Origin of the sequence: Nocardioides sp. Root1257 (assembly GCF_001425175.1) — a bacterium.
GTDB lineage: Bacteria > Actinomycetota > Actinomycetes > Propionibacteriales > Nocardioidaceae > Nocardioides.
In genome coordinates, this window is record NZ_LMDV01000005.1 from 1 (window position 1) to 17,960 (window position 17,960).

Genomic DNA, 17,960 nt, shown 5'->3' on the forward strand with positions numbered 1-17,960 from the left:
ATCGAGGGCGGCCACGTCCCGTACGCCACCATATCGAGGGCGGCCACGTCCCGTACGCCACCATCGACCAACTGGTCGAGTGGTGCACCCAAGCCGGCACCCGGGTCAGCATCCGGCCCGTCCTCGACCTCTCCGAAGAGATCACCACCGACGCCTACGCGCCCACGCAGCGGCAGCGGGAGCAGGCGATCCTGCTGACCCCGAGGTGCGTGTTCCCGCACTGCAGCAAGGACGCCCGGGSCTGCGACCTCGACCACATCACCCCGTATGCCCAGGGCGGGAAGACAACGTCGTGGAACCTCGCGCCGCTGTGCCGGTTCCACCACCGCGTGAAGACCTTCAGCACCTGGACCTACCACCGCACCAGCCGCACCGCCTTCATCTGGACCAGCCCCAAGGGCCGGGTCCACCCCGTCGACCTCACCGACGTCACCGACGAACACCGACGACGAACCCGCTGACCCCCACCCCGCCGTTGGACCAGCCCCAAGGGCCGGGTCCACCCCGTCGACCTCACCGACGTCACCGACGAACACCGACGACGAACCCGCTGACCCCCACCCCGCCGGCACCGCCGGCGGGGCCAATCCCATGTCCGGACCGTGTTCCTTCCCGAACCCGGGCCCCAACGGTCGACCCGAGCGAACCCGCAGCCCGACCAGCTACTGGAAATCGCCCCCGCAACCACCGACCACGGTGACCACGTATCCCGGTAGTCGCGTCACCAGCAGCAACCACCACTGACCGCGGCGCTGAGCTCATCGCGGCGCGCGACCTTCCCGCTGACGTGCCTGGTGTCNACGGTCGACCCGAGCGAACCCGCAGCCCGACCACGGTCGACCCGAGCGAACCCGCAGCCCGACCAGCTACTGGAAATCGCCCCCGCAACCACCGACCACGGTGACCACGTATCCCGGTAGTCGCGTCACCAGCAGCAACCCCGACGAACCGCGCCGCTCCGTTCACCGTCCGGCCCGACAACCGTGACCGGGTCGTGACCTGAGGCGGGCAACGCCGCGCCGACCCGATGCGTCCCAGAGGTAGAGGCCACTCGGGAGGAGACGTCCATGTCCGTCGTCGCGGAGCAATCGAAGCGGCTCGCCGTGCTGCGAGCATTCCTGACCATCGTGATTGTCACCGCGTTGGTGGCCGGAGCACTCGGTGGGGCGACGTACGTCGCATCGCGGGCGTTCATCAGCGTGCTCAGCTGAACGCACCTAGCCTGGCGCGCGTGAAGATGCGGTCGCCGGACGGTCAGGCGTGGCGGGTGCGCCGACGCTGGCTGCCGTGGCGACCACGGCTGCGCGACCCCGGGACCTACCCGGATCCGATCGGCATGGACCTCGGCAGCGACCTCGTCGTCGCGATCGTGCTCTTCGTGGTGCTGCTGGTGGTGCTGCCGCTCGTGTTCGTGGCGCTCATCTCGGGCGTGGAGCTCCTGCTGCTCCTGCTCCTGCTGCCGATCGCCCTCCTCGGACGAATCGCGTTCGGTCGCCAGTGGACCGTCGAGGTACGCCGCGGCCGGCGGCTGCACCACGAGGAGCTCGCGGGCGACTGGCGGCACAGCGGCCTGCGCATCCGCACGATCGCCGGGGAGATCGTGCGCGGCGAGCTGCCGCCGACCACCTAGACCTCGGTACGGCCGTCGTTGTCCTTGTTGCGGATGCCGATCTTGTTGCCGAGCCACACGAGCGGGTCGTACTTGCGGTCAACCACGCGCTCCTTCATCGGGATGATCGCGTTGTCGGTGATCTTGATGCCCTCGGGACACACCTCGGTGCAGCACTTGGTGATGTTGCACATCCCGAGCCCGGCGGCGCCCTGGGCGAGCGCCCGGCGGTCGTGGGTGTCGAGGGGGTGCATGTCGAGCTCGGCGTACCGCAGGAAGAAGCGCGGGCCGGCGAAGGCCGGCTTGTTCTCCTCGTGGTCACGCACGACGTGGCAGGTGTCCTGGCACAGGAAGCACTCGATGCACTTGCGGAACTCCTGGCCGCGCTCGACGTCGATCTGCGCCATCCGGCGCTTGCCGTCGGGGTCGCGTGGCGGGAGCTCGGCGTACGGCAGCTCCTTGGCCTTCTCGTAGTTGAACGAGACGTCGGTGACGAGGTCGCGGATCACCGGGAAGGTCCGCATCGGCGTGACCGTGATCGTCTCGGTCTCGTCGAAGTCCGAGAGCCGGGTCATGCACAGGAGCCGGGGGCGGCCGTTGATCTCGGCGGAGCACGAGCCGCACTTGCCGGCCTTGCAGTTCCACCGGATCGCGAGGTCGCCGGCCTGGGTGGCCTGCACCCGGTGGAGGGCGTCGAGGACGACCTCGCCCTCGGACACCTCGACCGTGTAGTCGCCGAGGTCGCCGCCGCTCTGGTCACCGCGCCAGATCCGCATCTTCAGGTCGTAGCCCATGTCTGTGCCTCTCCCCTACTCGAAGTACTTCTTGAGCTCGTCCGGCATGACCGGGAGCGGCTTCTCGGCGAGGTCCACCCCGTCGCCGGCGGCGTTGAGCGTGACCACGAGGTTCTTCTTGCCCCAGACCTCGGTGTCGGTCTTCGGGAAGTCGTCACGGGTGTGACCACCCCGCGACTCCTTGCGGGCGAGCGCCGCCTTCGCGATGCACTCGCTCACGATCAGCATGTTGCGCAGGTCGAGCGCGAGGTGCCAGCCGGGGTTGTACTGCCGGTGCCCCTCCACGACCATCGACTTCGCCCGGTCCTTGAAGACCTCGATCTCGCGCAGCGACTCCTCGAGCTCGGACGCCGTGCGGATGATGCCGACCAGGTCGTTCATGGACTGCTGCAGGTCGTGCTGGATCGTGTACGGGTTCTCGCCGCCCTCGACCTCGAACGGCGCCAGCGCACTCGCCTGCGCGGTCTTCACGTCGTCCTCCGAGACAGCAGGCCTCGCGTCGCCGAGCGAGGCGGTGTACGCCGAGGCTGCCTCGCCGGCCCGCTTGCCGAAGACCAGCAGGTCGCCGAGCGAGTTGCCGCCGAGCCGGTTCGAGCCGTGCATGCCGCCCGAGCACTCCCCCACGGCGTACAGCCCGGTCACCGCGCTCTCCTGGGTGTCGGCGTCCACCTCGACGCCACCCATCACGTAGTGGCAGGTCGGCCCGATCTCCATCGGCTCGGCCGTGATGTCGACGTCCGCGAGCTCCTTGAACTGGTGGTACATCGAGGGCAGCCGCTTGCGGATGAACTCCGGCGTACGACGGGAGGCGATGTCGAGGTAGATGCCGCCGTGCGGTGACCCGCGACCGGCCTTGATCTCAGAGTTGATGGCGCGGGCGACCTCGTCACGGGGCAGCAGCTCGGGAGGACGACGGTTGTTCTTCTTGTCGTCGTACCACCGGTCGGCCTCCTCGATCGTGTCGGCCGTCTCTGCTTTGAAGAACTCCGGGATGTAGTCGAACATGAAGCGCTTGCCCTCGGAGTTCTTGAGGATGCCGCCGTCGCCGCGCACCGACTCCGTGACCAGCAGCCCCTTCACCGACGGCGGCCACACCATGCCGGTCGGGTGGAACTGGACGAACTCCATGTTGATCAGCGCCGCCCCAGCCCGCATCGCGAGAGCGTGGCCGTCGCCGGTGTACTCCCACGAGTTCGACGTGACCTTGAAGGACTTGCCGATGCCGCCGGTCGCGAGGATCACGCTGGGTGCGTCGAAGGTGATGAAGCGCCCGCTCTCGCGCCAGTAGCCGATGGCGCCCGCGATCCTGTCGCCTTCCTTCAGGAGGTCGGTGACCGTGCACTCCATGAAGACGTCGATCCCGAGCTGCACCGTGCGCTGCTGAAGGGTGCGGATCATCTCCAGGCCGGTGCGGTCGCCGACGTGGGCGAGCCGGGCGTACTTGTGGCCGCCGAAGTCGCGCTGCGAGATCAGCCCGTCGTCGGTGCGGTCGAAGAGCGCGCCCCAGTCCTCGAGCTCCTGCACCCGCTCGGGCGCCTCCTGGGCGTGCAGCTGGGCCATCCGCCAGTTGTTGAGCATCTTCCCGCCACGCATGGTGTCGCGGAAGTGCACCTCCCAGTTGTCCTCGGGCCAGCGGTTGCCCATGGCTGCGGCGATGCCGCCCTCCGCCATGACCGTGTGCGCCTTGCCGAGCAGCGACTTGCACACGACCGCCGTACGGGCGCCCGCCTCGTGCGCGGCGATCGCGGCCCGGAGGCCGGCACCGCCGGCGCCGACCACGACGACGTCGTAGGTGTGGCGCTCCATGCCGCCCTCGCTGGAGCCGGACATCTCGTTGCCGGTCATCGGGTGCCGGGTCGAGTCAGCCATTTAGAAGAACCTCGGGTCGTCGAAGGCGCCGGTGGCGAGCAGGTAGATGTAGAAGTCCGTCACGGCGACGGAGATCAGGGAGAGCCACGCCCACCTGGCGTGCTGGCCGTTGAGCTTCGAGACCCAGCCCCACAGCTTGTAGCGGACCGGGTGCTTGGAGAAGTGCCGCAGCCGGCCGCCCATGATGTGCCGGCAGGAGTGGCATCCCAACGTGTAGAGCCAGATGAACGCGACGTTGACCAGCATGATCAGCGTGCCGAGGCCCATGTGGATGCCGTCGGACTCGCCCTCCGCGGGGCCGAAGGCGAGCAGCACGTCGTACGTCAGGACCAGCGCGACCACGACCGCGGCGTACCAGAACCAGCGGTGGACGTTCTGCGCGAGCAGCGGGAAGCGGGTCTCGCCGGTGTACTTCGTGTGCGGCTCGGCGACCGCGCAGGCCGGGGGCGAGAGCCAGAACGCCCGGTAGTAGGCCTTGCGGTAGTAGTAGCAGGTCAGCCGGAAGCCGAGCGGGAAGATCAGGATCAACAGCGCCGGCGACAGCGGCCAGCCACCGAACGGCTGGCCGAAGTCCGACGCCCCGTCCACGCACTCGTTGCTCAGGCACGGCGAGTAGAACGGCGAGAGATAGGGCTCGGAGAAGTAGTTCGCACCGGAGAAGGCGCGCCACGTCGAGTAGACGATGAACGCCGCGAACACCACGAACGTCACCGCCGGGGCGAGCCACCATCTGTCGGAGCGAAGGGTCTTCGCGTTGATCCGGGCCCTTGTCGGCCCGTCCACACCCGTCAGATCTGTCGCCATCCGCGCCTCCGATCGAGTTGGGCCGGTCGTGGTCGTGCTAGGTGAGTCTGCACATTGGGCGGCCGATGTGAAAGGGCCCACACCGAGATAGTGAGAACGTGTTCTCGTCAAGGGGTGGGCGGCGGGTTCATCCGACATCAACCTGGAAGCCCCGATCCGGCCACCTGGCCCGGTCACCGTGGCGCCATGCGGATCACCCTCGTGACCGAGACGTTCTTCCCGGCGGTCGACGGCACGACCACCACCGTGAAGGCGGTCGTGGACCGGCTCGTCGACACCGGGCATGACGTCCAGCTGATCGCTCCAGGACCCGGGTTGACGACGTACCGCGGGTGCCCGATCGCCCGGATCCGGCCCCTCGACCGGCCCGGCGCCCAGGTCAGGGACGCCCTCACCGCCTTCCGCCCCGACGTCGTGCACGTGACCTCGCCGCGCGCTGTCGGACGCAAGGCGCTCAAGCACGCCGACCGGTTGGGGATCCCTGCCGTCGTCGTCGAGCAGTCGCCCCTGCTCGACGTGGCCGCGGACTACTGGCGCACCCGGGTCGCCGAGCGCGCCGCATCCGTCCTGGTCACCTCCCGGTGGATGGTCGACCGGGTGGCCGAGCTCGGCGGAGAGCCCACCCTCTGGGCCCCCGGCGTCGACACCGCCGCGTTCACGCCCGCCCTGCGTGACACCTGGCTGCACGACCGCTGGTCGCGCGCCCGCTCACTCCCGCAGCCCCTGGTCGTCGTCGGGTACGTCGGCAGCCTGCGCAACCGGCACGAGGTACGGCGCCTCGCCGAGCTCGCCCAGGTGCCCGGCATCCGCCCGGTGGTGGTCGGCGACGGCCCCCAGCGCGGCTGGCTCGAGGCGCGCCTGCCCGGCGCGAAGTTCACGGGCGAGCTGAGCACCGGCGACCTCGCAGCCGTGCTGCCCACCTTCGACGTGCTCCTGCACCCCGGCACCCGCGAGACCTGCTGCCACGCGCTGCGCGAGGCAGGCGCCGCCGGGGTCCCGGTCGTCGCACCGCGCTCCGGCGGCGCCACCGACGTCGTACGACACCTCGAGAGCGGCCTGCTGTACGACGACGCGCACCGCCACGGACTGCGCGACGCCGTACAGGCCCTGGCCGCCGACCGCAGCCGGCACCTGCTCGGCGCGCGCGGCCGTGAGCTGGCCACCCGGTCGTGGACGGAGGCGGTCGACGAGCTGGTCGCCTACCACTACCGACCCCTCGCCACGCAGGTTGCGACCGCCGGGTAACCAGATGTAAGTCACATCCCCTGCGGTCCCCAGCACGGAACGCGGAAGGTAGCGTGGTCGTTCGTGGCAACGACGACCCTGGTCAGGGGAGCGCGTGCATCGCGCTCGACCATCACCCTCAAGCTCCTGATGGCCGCCAGCGGCATCATCTTCATCGGGTTCGTGCTCCTGCACATGTACGGCAACCTCAAGGCCTTCTCCGGCCACGACGCCTACAACGAGTACGCCGAGCACCTCCGCACCATCGGTGAGCCGATGCTCCCGCGGGAGGGACTGCTCTGGATCATCCGCTCGGTGCTGATCGTGTCGCTCGTGGTGCACGTGTACTGCGCGGCCGCGCTGTGGAAGCGCGCCAACAAGGCCCGGACGACGAAGTACGTGATGAAGAAGAACATCGCGTCCAGCTTCTCGTCGCGCCTGATGCGCTGGGGCGGCCTGACGCTGCTCCTCTTCATCATCTGGCACCTGGTCAACTTCACTATCGGCAAGGTCAACGTGCAGGGCGGGTCGACGAACGACCCGTACAACCTGCTCGTCGACACGTTCGACACCTGGTGGATGACGCTGATCTACCTGGCCGCGATGTTCGCCCTGGCGATGCACCTGCACCACGGGGTGTGGAGCTCCGCGCAGACGCTCGGCCTCACCAACAACGCCCGCGCCCGCCGCAATGCGAAGAGCCTCGGGTGGATCGTCGCGATCGTCATCGCCGGCGGTTTCTCCCTCGTCCCGATCTTCGTCCTCGCCGGCGTCATCACCAAGTAAGGGGTCAGCAGCCATGACCGACATGCCGGACACCACTCTCACGTCCGACCCGTCCCACGACGAGCCCGGCGACCACGGCGACGACGCCGCCGGCTACTACACGCCGGGCGAGCCGATCAAGGACACCAAGGCGCCCACCGGCCCGATCGACGAGCGCTGGCAGACCCGCAAGTTCGAGGCCCGCCTGGTCAACCCGTCGAACCGCCGCAAGCTCGACGTGATCATCGTCGGCACCGGCCTGGCCGGCGGCGCGGCCGCTGCCACGCTCGGCGAGGCCGGCTACAACGTGAAGTCCTTCTGCTACCAGGACTCCCCGCGCCGCGCGCACTCGATCGCTGCCCAGGGCGGCATCAACGCGGCGAAGAACTACAAGGAGGACGGCGACTCCGTCCACCGTCTCTTCTACGACACGGTCAAGGGCGGCGACTACCGCTCGCGCGAGTCGAACGTCTACCGCCTGGCCGAGGTCAGCACCAACATCATCGACCAGTGCGTCGCGCAGGGCGTCCCGTTCGCGCGCGAGTACGGCGGCCTGCTCGACAACCGCTCGTTCGGTGGCGTCCAGGTGTCCCGCACGTTCTACGCCCGCGGCCAGACGGGTCAGCAGCTGCTCATCGGCGCCTACCAGGCCATGGAGCGCCAGGTCGCGGCCGGCACCGTCGAGCAGTTCACCCGCCACGAGATGCTCGAGGTGATCGTCGTCGACGGCAAGGCGCGCGGCATCATCGCCCGCGACCTCGTTACCGGCGAGATCGAGACCCACCTCGCCGACGTCGTCGTGCTCGCCAGCGGCGGCTACGGCAACGTCTTCTTCCTCTCGACCAACGCGATGGGCTCCAACGTCACGGCCGCGTGGCGTGCGCACCGCAAGGGCGCCTACATGGCCAACCCCTGCTACACGCAGATCCACCCGACCTGCATCCCGGTCACCGGCACGCACCAGTCGAAGCTGACCCTGATGTCGGAGTCGCTGCGCAACGACGGCCGGATCTGGGTGCCGAAGAGCAAGGCCGACTGCGACAAGGACCCGCGCGACATCCCGGAGGAGGCCCGCGACTACTACCTGGAGCGGATCTACCCGTCCTTCGGCAACCTGGTCCCCCGCGACATCGCCTCCCGCGCCGCCAAGAACGTCTGCGACGAGGGCCGCGGCGTCGGCCCGGAGGTCGACGGCGTACGTCGGGGTGTCTACCTCGACTTCAGCGCCGCGATCGCCCGCCTGGGCAAGGACGGCATCGAGGAGAAGTACGACAACCTCTTCGACATGTACGCCCGGATCACCGGCGAGAACCCGTACGAGACCCCGATGCGGATCTACCCCGCGGTCCACTACGTGATGGGCGGCCTGTGGGTCGACTACGACCTGCAGTCCTCGATCGAGGGCCTCTTCGTGACCGGCGAGGCGAACTTCTCCGACCACGGCGCCAACCGGCTCGGCGCCTCCGCGCTGATGCAGGGCCTGGCCGACGGCTACTTCGTGCTCCCCCACACGATCCGCGACTACCTCGCGGACGGGCCGTTCGAGAAGGTCGCCGAGGACCACCCGGCCGTCGTCGAGGCGAAGAAGGCCGTCGAGGACCGCGTCGCGCACTTCCTGAACACCAGCGGCACCCGCAGCGTCGACTCCTACCACCGCGAGCTCGGCAACATCATGTGGGAGTACTGCGGCATGGAGCGGAGCGAGGACGGCCTCAAGAAGGCCATCGACCTGATCCGCACCCTCAAGGACGACTTCTGGCGCAACGTGAAGGTGCTCGGCACCGCCGAGGGCCTCAACCAGTCGCTCGAGCGGGCCGGCCGGGTCGCCGACTTCTTCGAGCTCGGCGAGCTGATGTGCATCGACGCCCTGAACCGCCGCGAGTCCTGCGGTGGCCACTTCCGGGCCGAGTCGCAGACCGAGGACGGCGAGGCGCTGCGCCACGACGACCAGTTCGCGTACGTCGCCGCGTGGGAGTTCGCCGGTGATCCCGACTCCGGCGGGATGGGCACGCCCGTCCTGCACAAGGAAGAACTCGTCTACACGGCCATCGAGATGAAGCAGCGGAGCTACAAGTGAAGGTCACCCTCAAGATCTGGCGCCAGCCGGACGCCGCGTCGAAGGGCGCGATGCACACCTACGAGCTCGACGGCGTCTCCGAGGACATGTCGTTCCTCGAGATGCTCGACGTCCTCAACGAGGAGCTCAACGGCAAGGGCGAGGACCCGGTCGCGTTCGACTCCGACTGCCGCGAGGGCATCTGCGGCATGTGCGGCCTGATGATCAACGGCCAGGCCCACGGCCCCGAGGTCACCACGACCTGCCAGCTGCACATGCGCTCCTTCAAGGACGGGGACGAGATCGTCATCGAGCCCTGGCGCGCCGACGCGTTCCCGGTCATCAAGGACCTCGTCGTCGACCGTGGCGCCTTCGACCGGATCATCCAGGCCGGCGGCTACATCTCGGTCAACACCGGCTCCGCCCCCGAGGCCCACTCCGTGCCGGTCCCCCGCGACGACGCGCTCCGCGCCTTCAACGTGGCCACCTGCATCGGCTGCGGCGCCTGCGTCGCCGCCTGCCCCAACGGCTCGGCCTCGCTCTTCATGGGTGCCAAGATCACCCACCTCGGCGAGCTCCCGCAGGGCCAGCCCGAGCGCGACACCCGCGTCGTCGACATGGTCGCCCAGCACGACCACGAGGGCTTCGGCGGCTGCACCAACATCGGCGAGTGCACCGCCGCCTGCCCCAAGGAGATCCCGCTCGACGTGATCTCCCGCCTCAACTGGGACCTGCACCAGGCCATGCGCCACGGCCACTGACGCCGACCCGGCGCCAGTGACCGTGGGCGTCATCTGCCGAGGGGGACCTGCGACTTGTAGATCGACCCGTCGGGCCCGTACACGAGCGCCCAGTGCTGGAGCGCGCGGGGACCTGCACCGCCCTTCGGCACCTGCTGGTCGTAGACCGAGCCGCCCGGCTGGTAGGCAGGCGGCGGGGCGGCCGGCGTCGGGCCGGGTGGGGCCGCCGGCTCAGACCCGAGGTTCCAGGGGACGACGACGGCGACGGTGAGGACGGCCGCGATCGTCAGCGCGATGGCGAGCAGGAGGCCCCTGCGGCCCGTGTGGATCGTGGGGGCCGGCACGGTCTGAACCTGTGTGGTGGTCATGACGGTCTCCTCAGTAGCTGAAGGTCGTGGCCGGCTCGTCGCCGATCCAGTTCCACATCGGGACGGTGCCGTTGATCTCGGCCCCCGGGATCAGGTCGTCCGCGTCGAGCTGGCGGGCGTTGACGCACAGCGGGCACACGAAGTAGCGGCCACCGGCGGCCTCGTAGCGCTTGACCAGCTCCTGGATCGACGGGCACCCGTCGCAGGCGATGCCCACGGCGACGCCGGGGACCGCGAGGCGCACCGCCTCCTTGGTCAGGAACATCAGCGTCTCGCGCCCGGTCTCCGCCGCACCGACGGCGACCAGGAAGGCGACACTCACCTTCTCGGGGTCCTCCAGACCCGTGGTCAGACTGACGACTGCCTTGCTCATGATGGTTCTCCTTGTCTCGTTGATCTCCCGGTCCGGCGGACCGGGTGACCCGAAACTAGGAGTCACGCGGAGACATGTCGTCGGGCGAACACCCGACAAATCGGCAGGCGATCCGCTCAGGTCTCGAGCGGGTCGAGCAGGCCGTTGCGCAGCGCGAAGAGGGTCGCCGCCGAGCGCGACGAGGCCCCGCTCTTCATGTAGATCCGCTCGACGTGCGTGGCCGCCGTCTTGCGGGACACCCCGAGCTGGTCGGCGACCTCGCTGGTCGCCGCACCGCGCGCGATGAGTACCAGCACCTCCACCTCGCGGGGGGTGAGGCCGGCAGGCCCGGCGACCCTCCGCTTGCCGCCGACACCGGCGGCCGCCAGGACCGCGTCCGCGGCGTCCGCGTCGAGGCGGCCGGCGCTGGCCTCCTCCCGGAGCGCCGCCGCAGCGTTCCTCGGCGAGAGGGGTGGCCGCTCGGCCCGCGGCTCGGTCAGCGACCGGAAGGCACAGGCGGCGGCGAGGACCCGGGCCGTCATCGGGATGCTCGCGCCACCGACACCGCGGTGGTACCCGCTGCCGTCCATGCGCTCGTTGGCGTACGACGCGATCATGCCCAGACGGGCCAGCGCGGCCGGTCGGGCGAGCACGCGCTCGGTGTAGTACGAGCTGAGCCGGACCCGCTCCCACTCCGTGGCCGACAGGCTGCCCGGCTTGTCGAGGATCGGCGACGGTACGCCGTGCAGGCCGATGTCGTGCACGAAGCCGGCCCGCCTGGTCGCGGTCGCGTCGTCCGGTGGCAGGCCGAGCCGCTGCGCTGCCAGACCGGCCAGCTCGGCCACGCCGCTGGAGTGTCCGGCGCGGTGCGGCGAGCGCAGGTCCGTGAAGTCGGCCAGAGCGCCGAGCCCCTCGTCCAGCTCGGCGTCCGACAACGGTCTCCGCAGGCCGGGGACGTCGACCAGGAGCGCGCTGACGTCGTACTCCCCCTCCACCGAGGGCAGCACGTCGCCGGCGATGTCGCACAAGGCGTCGACCAGGGCGGGGTCGAACTGCTTGCCCCGTCGGTCGCGGACGACCCGGACGGCGGCGTCGACCCCACCGTGGCGGTAGTGCACCTCGGCGACGTCACCGACGTGGAAGAGCCGGACCCACAACGACAGGTCCTGGCCAGCGACGCCGTCCGGCACCCCACGCCCGTCCCACCGGGCGAAGAACTGTCGCACCGCGCCCGACACCGCCGGGTCGAGCCCGAGCCGGTCAGCCAGCGTCGACGTGATGAGGCAGTGCGACTGGATGCCCTGGATGACCCGGCGGCCCCCGGTGGAGAGGATCGTGCTGCTGACCTTGACCCGGCTCGCCGCCCCGCCCGCACCGGCGTGGGAGAGGAAGAAGCGGAACCCCGAGAAGCCGCCCAGGTCGGCGTCGTAGCTGTCGGCCCGGAACGCGATGTCGTCTCCGAAGAACGACGCGACCTCGGGGGCATCGGCGACGCACCCCACCCAGGACAGCATCGCGATGTAGAAGAGCGATGCCTGCTCGTCGTCGGGGAGCCCGACGTGCGCACCGAGCCGGGAGGCGATCCGCCAGGAGCGCAGCAGGTGCTCCATCGGCTGGCCGAGCCCCAGGTCCGTGGCCAGCGAGTACGCGGCCAGGACCTCGGCCAGGGTCACACCGGAGTCAGCACCGTCGCGCGCCACGAGCGGAGTGTACGAGGTCGACGACGATCGGTCAGCCGTGCGTGCGCTCGAGCCTCATGTCTTCTTCCTGCTGAGCCTGCGGACCAGGGCCATGGCGCCGAGCATCGTGGCGGCGCCGGCGGCGTACGACGCGGCCCAGGGGTACTCGAGCTCGCGCTCGACCCTGCGCAGCGGCGGGGAGGGCGGGCCCTCGACGGGGGCGGCGACCGGTTCCGGGCGGGCTGCGCGCGCCTCACGCGACGTGTGCGCCCACGCGGCGGCGTACATGACGACCCGCGAGAAGTAGTTGATCCAGACGAGCACGATCAGCGCGATACCGAAGGCCTGGAACGCCGGGTTCCCCTGCGTCGACCGGAAGAGGATCGTCGAGAGCTGCTTGAGGACCTCGAAGGCGATCGCGCCGAGCAGCGCGCCCGACCACAGGGAGCGTCGGGGCGTGTGCGGCTCGGCCAGGAGCACGAACATCGAGAAGAACAGCAGCATGTTGGCGCCGAGCCCCAGGACGATCGTGAGCAGCGTGACGAGCCAGCTCAGCTCCTCCCCCAGGTGGACCCAGTCGAGCACGTCCTTGGAGAAGCCCCCGACGAAGCCCGCCACCGCCACGGAGACCAGCAGGATCACGCCGATCAGGGCCAGGGTGAGCAGGTCGCGGAGCTTGCCGAAGACGAAGTTGGGCTGCTCCTTCGCCGGGACCTCGAACACCACGACCAGCGCGTCGCGCATCGCGGCGAGCCAGCCCAGGCCGGAGTAGAGCAGGACGACGGCGCCGATGATGCCGAGGGTCGCCGCGGCCTTCTGGATGTCGTCGAGCTGGATCTGTCCGTCGCTGGTGCCGATCAGGCCGGGCATCACGCTGTTGAGCGCGTCCGTGAGGTTCTGCTCGGCGTCGGGATAGACCTTCGAGATCCACCCGACGACGAAGAACGCCAGGGCCAGGATCGGGAAGAACGACAGGAACGCGAAGTAGGTCACCGCGCCGGCCTGCTGCCCGGCCTTCACGGCGCCGTAGTGCTCCTGCATGCGGACCGCGTGGTCGACCAGCGGTCGCCGTCGACGCAGCTCCGCGAGACGCTCCTTCGGTGAGGGCATCGTCAGCCGGAGGTGCCCTGGAGGGCGAACCGACGGGTCGGCTGCCAGCCGGCGTCCTCGTCGTGGACGTAGAGGTGGAAGTCGGTGACGTCGAACTCGCACTCGAAGGCGCCCAGCTCGTCGAAGGCCCGGTCCAGCAGGGCGTCCTCGAGGTGGTGGGCGACCGTGACGTGGGGGTGGTACGGGTACTGCAGCGCGACGTCGAGCGGACCGCGGCGTACGACGCCGGCGAGCTGCTCGCACTGCGAGATGCCCTCGACCAGGGTCACGAACACGACGGGCGACACGGGGCGGAAGGTACCCGTTCCGCGGAGATGTACGCAGTAGGCGGAGACCGAGTCCGCGGCCGCCTCCAGGTGCTTCTCGACGTCGGCCAGCTGGAGGTCGTCGATCTCGGTCGGCGGCACGAGCGTGATGTGGGTCGGGATCATCGCCGCCGTGGTGTCACCCACGGCGGTCCGATAGTCCTGCAGCTCGCTCGCCCAGGGCTCCGGGATCGCGACTGCCACTCCAATCGTCGGCACGTCTAGGACCCTACTGGCCCGCCGCCACGAAGCCGACCCGCTGGTAGACGTCGCGCAGGGTCGCCCGGGCGACCTCACCCGCCTGCTCGGCGCCCTGCCGCAGCACGCCGGAGAGGTAGGTCTGGTCGTCGAGCAGCTCGAGGGTGCGCTCGCGGAACGGCGTGACGAAGTCGACGACGATCTCGGCGAGGTCCTTCTTGAGGTCGCCGTACCCGCGTCCCTCGTAGTCGGCCTCGAGGTCGGCGATCGGCCTCGCGGTGAGCGCCGAGTAGATCGTGAGCAGGTTGCTGACGCCCGGCTTGGTCTCCGGGTCGAAGCGGACCACGGCGTCGGAGTCGGTCACGGCGGACCGGATCTTCTTCGCGGAGACGGCCGGGTCGTCGAGCATCTCGACGATGCCGGACGGCGAGGAGGCCGACTTCGACATCTTCGCGGTCGGGTCCTGGAGGTCGGTGATCTTGGCCGTCGCCTTGAGGATGTAGGGCTCCGGGAGCCGGAACGTCTTCTTGTAGCGGCTGTTGAACCGCTGGGCGAGGTCCCGGGTCAGCTCGAGGTGCTGGCGCTGGTCCTCACCGACCGGGACGTAGTGCGGCCGGTAGAGCAGGATGTCGGCGGCCTGGAGGATCGGGTAGGTGAACAGCCCGACGCTCGCCGCGCCCTCGCCGCCCTTGGCGGACTTGTCCTTGAACTGGGTCATCCGGCGCGCCTCGCCGAAGCCGGTCAGGCACTGGAGCACCCAGCCCAGCTGGGCGTGCTCGGGCACCTGCGACTGGACGAAGATCGCGGAGCGGTCCGGGTCGATGCCCATCGCGATCAGCTGCGCGGCCGCCCGCAGGGTGCGCTCCCGCAGCACCTTCGGGTCCTGCTCGACCGTGATCGCGTGCAGGTCGGCGATGAAGAAGAACGGCTGGTACTCCTGCTGGAGGTCCACCCACTGCCGGAGCGCGCCGAGGTAGTTGCCGAAGTGGAACGAGTCGGCCGTCGGCTGGATGCCGGAGAGCACGCGGGGACGGGAGGTGCTGGTGCCCGCAGCCGCCGTCGAGACCTCGGGTTCGGTCGTGGTGGACATGCCGGACATTCTGTCAGGGCGTGGTCGTACGACGGTCGGCGGCCGCCGACCAGAAGAGCACCGCGATGCCCGCGACCGAGAGGGCCGCCCCGACCAGCGCGGGAGCGCGGTAGCCGTAGCCCGCGGCGATCACGAGGCCGCCGAGCCAGGCGCCGAGCGCGTTCGCGATGTTGAGCGACGCGTGGTTCATCGCCGCGCCCAGGGTCTGGGCCTCGCCGGAGACGGACATCAGCCGGAGCTGCAGGTTGACCACCAGGACCGAGCCGATCGCCGTGACCAGGAAGATGCCCGGCACCAGCCACCAGCCGTAGGGCGCGGTCGCCCAGACGAGCAGCATCACCAGGCCGGACAGCACGCCCGACCAGATCAGGGTGGCGAACACGTCCCAGTCGGCCAGCCGGCCGGCCAGCCAGGTGCCGGCGACCATCCCGACGCCGAAGGCCGCGGTGAAGACCGGCACCGCCGAGTCGGACAGCCCGCCCACCTCGGTGACGATCGGGGCGATGTAGGAGTAGACCGCGAAGAGCCCGCCGAAGCCGACCGCGCCGGCGAGCAGCGTGAGCAGCGCCTGCCCGTTGCGGAAGAACAGCATCTCCTTGCGGCCGGTCGCGGCCGGGTTGCCCGGCACCGACGGGACGAACGCGAGGACCAGCACGACGGTGAGCAGGGCGAGGCCGGCCGTGGAGAGGTACGCCGAGCGCCAGCCCATCTGCTGCCCCAGCCAGGTGGCGGCCGGCACGCCCACGACGTTGGCGACGGAGAGGCCGAGCATCACGCTCGCGACCGCGCGGCCACGGTGCTCGGGGGCCGCGAGGCCGGCGGCGACCAACGACGCCACGCCGAAGTAGGCGCCGTGCGGCAGTCCGTCGAGGAAGCGCGCGACGAACAGCACGCCGTAGCTGCCGGCCAGGGCGCTGAGCACGTTGAAGACGGCGTACACCGCCATCAGGCCGACGAGCAGCGCACGCCGCGGCAGCTTGGCCCCGAAGATCGCGATGACCGGGGCGCCGACGACCACGCCGAGCGCGTACGCCGAGATGAAGTGCCCGGCGGTCGGGATCGAGACCCCGACGCCGTCGGCGATCTGCGGGAGGAGACCCATGGTGACGAACTCGGTCGTGCCGATCGCGAAGCCGCCGAGCGCCAGCGCCAGCACCGCGACCCGGTAGTGGGAGGCAGTGGCCCGCGGAGTCGTCTCAGCGGCGGCGGTGGGTGTCGTCGTCACGCCGTCTGCAACCGGGCGTCGGGGCGGTCGTATTCCGAGTTCATGTGTGATCCAGGCTATCGGCGCCTCAGGTCGGGGCCCGCATCGCCGATAGGGGCGAGGACAGCACCACCACCTGACGACTCGAGGCCTCCCCCACCATGCGCACGCTGCTCCACCACCTGTCGATCGGCCGACGGCTCTCGCTCGCCTTCGGCATCCTCTGCCTCCTCCTGGCCGTCGTGGCCGGCACCGGTGTCCACGCCGCCCAGCAGCAGGTCGACCTCCGGGCCGACCAGCAGCGCCTCGCCGAGATGCGTGACGACGTCAAGGAGCTGCGCTACCTCGACGCCGACGTCAGCGGCTGGCAGGGCTTCATCTTCGCCGAGGCCACCCAGACCGACCCGGCGGACGCGGTCCAGCCGGACGCCGACAACATGTCCGGGCTGCTCGCCGACAAGAAGATCGTCGACGACCTGCTCGCGGGCTTCGACGAGGACGCGCTCAGCGGCGCCGAGGCCGACGACTTCGCGACCATCAAGCAGCAGTGGGCCGACTTCTTCACCGCGTCCGACACCTGGGGCCAGCAGCTCGGGGCGGTCAAGACGGACGCCGACATGCGGGCGGCCTTCGAGTTCCTCAACGCCGGCGACCTGGCCACGACGTGGTCGGACCTCCTCAAGAGCACCCAGAAGCTGGTCGACTCGGTCGACAAGCGCACCGCTGCCCTCGACAAGCACGCGGACGCGGTGGCGACCGACGCCAAGCGGACCATCTGGATCGCCGCCGTGCTCGCCCTGCTGCTCGCGATCGCCATGGGCATCGCGGTCACCCGCTCGATCGTGCGGCCCGTACGCCGGTTCGTCGGTGCCGTCGACCGGGTCGCCGAGGGTGACCTGACCGCCTCGCCGGAGATCCAGCAGCGCGACGAGATCGGCCAGCTGGCGGCGTCGTTCGACACGACCATGGCCTCCCTGCGCCGGATCGTCACCACGATGGCCGAGTCCGCGACCACCGTCGCGGCCGCCGCCGAGGAGATCGCCGTCACCTCCAACTCGATCTCCGACTCCGCCGTCCAGACGTCGTCCGAGGCGCTGCTCGTGAGCGCCGCCGCCGACGCCGTCTCGCAGAACGTCCAGACGGTCGCCGCCGGCTCCGAGCAGATGGGCGCCTCGATCCAGGAGATCGCCCGCAGCGCCCACGACGCCGCCGGGGTCGCCACCGAGGCGGTCCGCACCGCCGAGGAGACCGGGGAGACCGTCGGCAAGCTCGGCATCTCCTCGCAGGAGATCGGCAACGTCGTCAAGGTGATCACCTCGATCGCCGAGCAGACCAACCTGCTCGCGCTCAACGCGACCATCGAGGCCGCGCGCGCCGGCGAAGCCGGCAAGGGCTTCGCCGTCGTGGCCAACGAGGTCAAGGAGCTCGCGCAGGAGACCGCGCGGGCCACCGAGGAGATCACCCAGCGGGTCGGCGCCATCCAGGCGGACGCGGCCGGCGCCGTGGACGCGATCGGCCAGATCGGCACGGTCGTCGCCCGGATCAGCGACTCGCAGACCACCATCGCCGCCGCGGTGGAGGAGCAGACGCTCACCACCCAGGAGATGAACCGCAACGTCGCCGACGCCGCGACCGGCTCCGGCGAGATCGCCCAGACGGTCGGCCGCGTGGCCGACGCGTCCCAGGTGACGACGGACAGCGTGCAGCAGCTGCACGGCGCCGTCGCCGACCTGTCGCAGATGTCGGTCCAGCTCCAGGAGCTGGTCTCGACGTTCCGCTACGTGTGAGCGGGC

Annotated in this window: 18 protein-coding genes; 8 read left to right on the forward strand and 10 right to left on the reverse strand. The window is 70.1% G+C overall.

From position 1 onward, the window contains the following. The 3 genes from ASC77_RS07755 to ASC77_RS07760 form a co-directional block, all read left to right on the forward strand. A partial coding sequence (locus tag ASC77_RS07755) for an HNH endonuclease signature motif containing protein (protein WP_321163692.1) occupies nucleotides 1-461 on the forward strand: 461 nt, incomplete at its 5' end. Nucleotides 462-1,067: 606 nt separating this feature from the next. Next, the gene (locus tag ASC77_RS26525) at nucleotides 1,068-1,211 is read left to right on the forward strand and encodes a hypothetical protein (RefSeq protein ID WP_156390992.1); all 144 of its coding nucleotides are present in this window, start codon (nucleotides 1,068-1,070) and stop codon (nucleotides 1,209-1,211) included. 20 nt (nucleotides 1,212-1,231) lie between these two features. Beyond that, a complete protein-coding gene (locus tag ASC77_RS07760) occupies nucleotides 1,232-1,630 on the forward strand; it encodes a hypothetical protein (protein WP_056150754.1) in 399 nt (132 codons plus the stop codon). Here the strand turns inward: ASC77_RS07760 and ASC77_RS07765 are convergent. The 3 genes from ASC77_RS07765 to ASC77_RS07775 form a co-directional block, all read right to left on the reverse strand. Further along, a complete protein-coding gene (locus tag ASC77_RS07765) occupies nucleotides 1,627-2,403 on the reverse strand; it encodes a succinate dehydrogenase/fumarate reductase iron-sulfur subunit (RefSeq protein WP_056150756.1) in 777 nt (258 codons plus the stop codon). The genes ASC77_RS07760 and ASC77_RS07765 overlap by 4 nt on opposite strands. A gap of 15 nt (nucleotides 2,404-2,418) precedes the next feature. Next, nucleotides 2,419-4,209: a fumarate reductase/succinate dehydrogenase flavoprotein subunit gene (locus ASC77_RS07770; protein ID WP_056150830.1), complete on the reverse strand. Its 1,791-nt coding sequence runs from the start codon at nucleotides 4,207-4,209 to the stop codon at nucleotides 2,419-2,421. Between the two features lie 63 nt (nucleotides 4,210-4,272). Further along, the gene (locus ASC77_RS07775) at nucleotides 4,273-5,076 is read right to left on the reverse strand and encodes a hypothetical protein (protein ID WP_056150758.1); all 804 of its coding nucleotides are present in this window, start codon (nucleotides 5,074-5,076) and stop codon (nucleotides 4,273-4,275) included. 186 nt (nucleotides 5,077-5,262) lie between these two features. Here ASC77_RS07775 and ASC77_RS07780 point away from each other — a divergent pair, with 186 nt between their 5' ends. From ASC77_RS07780 to ASC77_RS07795, 4 genes are all read left to right on the forward strand, one after another. Next, a complete protein-coding gene (locus ASC77_RS07780) occupies nucleotides 5,263-6,321 on the forward strand; it encodes a glycosyltransferase (RefSeq protein WP_056150760.1) in 1,059 nt (352 codons plus the stop codon). A 63-nt stretch (nucleotides 6,322-6,384) separates the two neighbouring features. Next, nucleotides 6,385-7,086, forward strand: coding sequence for a succinate dehydrogenase cytochrome b subunit (locus ASC77_RS07785; RefSeq protein WP_056150762.1), 702 nt, complete (start codon nucleotides 6,385-6,387; stop codon nucleotides 7,084-7,086). Between the two features lie 22 nt (nucleotides 7,087-7,108). Then, nucleotides 7,109-9,142 carry a fumarate reductase/succinate dehydrogenase flavoprotein subunit gene (locus ASC77_RS07790; RefSeq protein WP_056150832.1) on the forward strand — a complete coding sequence of 678 codons (2,034 nt, stop codon included), beginning with the start codon at nucleotides 7,109-7,111 and terminating at the stop codon, nucleotides 9,140-9,142. Continuing rightward, a complete protein-coding gene (locus tag ASC77_RS07795) occupies nucleotides 9,139-9,882 on the forward strand; it encodes a succinate dehydrogenase/fumarate reductase iron-sulfur subunit (RefSeq protein WP_056150764.1) in 744 nt (247 codons plus the stop codon). The genes ASC77_RS07790 and ASC77_RS07795 overlap by 4 nt, the downstream gene beginning before the upstream one ends. A 29-nt stretch (nucleotides 9,883-9,911) precedes the next feature. Here the strand turns inward: ASC77_RS07795 and ASC77_RS07800 are convergent, their stop codons facing one another. The 7 genes from ASC77_RS07800 to ASC77_RS07830 all read right to left on the reverse strand — a co-directional run bounded on the left by ASC77_RS07800 (nucleotide 9,912) and on the right by ASC77_RS07830 (nucleotide 16,188). Beyond that, nucleotides 9,912-10,229 carry a hypothetical protein gene (locus tag ASC77_RS07800; protein WP_056150767.1) on the reverse strand — a complete coding sequence of 106 codons (318 nt, stop codon included), beginning with the start codon at nucleotides 10,227-10,229 and terminating at the stop codon, nucleotides 9,912-9,914. 10 nt (nucleotides 10,230-10,239) lie between these two features. Further along, nucleotides 10,240-10,602, reverse strand: a complete 363-nt coding sequence (locus ASC77_RS07805; protein WP_200944938.1) for a DsrE family protein — start codon at nucleotides 10,600-10,602, stop codon at nucleotides 10,240-10,242. A gap of 116 nt (nucleotides 10,603-10,718) precedes the next feature. Continuing rightward, complete coding sequence (locus ASC77_RS07810; protein WP_235547893.1) at nucleotides 10,719-12,281, reverse strand: HD domain-containing phosphohydrolase; 1,563 nt, start codon at nucleotides 12,279-12,281, stop codon at nucleotides 10,719-10,721. A 54-nt stretch (nucleotides 12,282-12,335) separates the two neighbouring features. Next, entirely contained in the window at nucleotides 12,336-13,370 is a 1,035-nt protein-coding gene (locus tag ASC77_RS07815) for a YihY/virulence factor BrkB family protein (RefSeq protein ID WP_056150770.1), read from the reverse strand. A 2-nt stretch (nucleotides 13,371-13,372) separates the two neighbouring features. Next, the gene (locus tag ASC77_RS07820; RefSeq protein WP_056150772.1) at nucleotides 13,373-13,894 is read right to left on the reverse strand and encodes a 2'-5' RNA ligase family protein; all 522 of its coding nucleotides are present in this window, start codon (nucleotides 13,892-13,894) and stop codon (nucleotides 13,373-13,375) included. Nucleotides 13,895-13,904: 10 nt separating this feature from the next. Next, complete coding sequence (gene trpS, locus ASC77_RS07825; protein WP_056150840.1) at nucleotides 13,905-14,963, reverse strand: tryptophan--tRNA ligase; 1,059 nt, start codon at nucleotides 14,961-14,963, stop codon at nucleotides 13,905-13,907. Between the two features lie 13 nt (nucleotides 14,964-14,976). Continuing rightward, nucleotides 14,977-16,188 (reverse strand): MFS transporter, encoded by a 1,212-nt coding sequence (locus ASC77_RS07830; RefSeq protein WP_056150774.1) that lies wholly within the window; start codon nucleotides 16,186-16,188, stop codon nucleotides 14,977-14,979. A 140-nt stretch (nucleotides 16,189-16,328) separates the two neighbouring features. Here ASC77_RS07830 and ASC77_RS07835 point away from each other — a divergent pair, with 140 nt between their 5' ends. Continuing rightward, the gene (locus tag ASC77_RS07835) at nucleotides 16,329-17,954 is read left to right on the forward strand and encodes a methyl-accepting chemotaxis protein (protein WP_056150776.1); all 1,626 of its coding nucleotides are present in this window, start codon (nucleotides 16,329-16,331) and stop codon (nucleotides 17,952-17,954) included. Nucleotides 17,955-17,960: the final 6 nt, after the last annotated feature.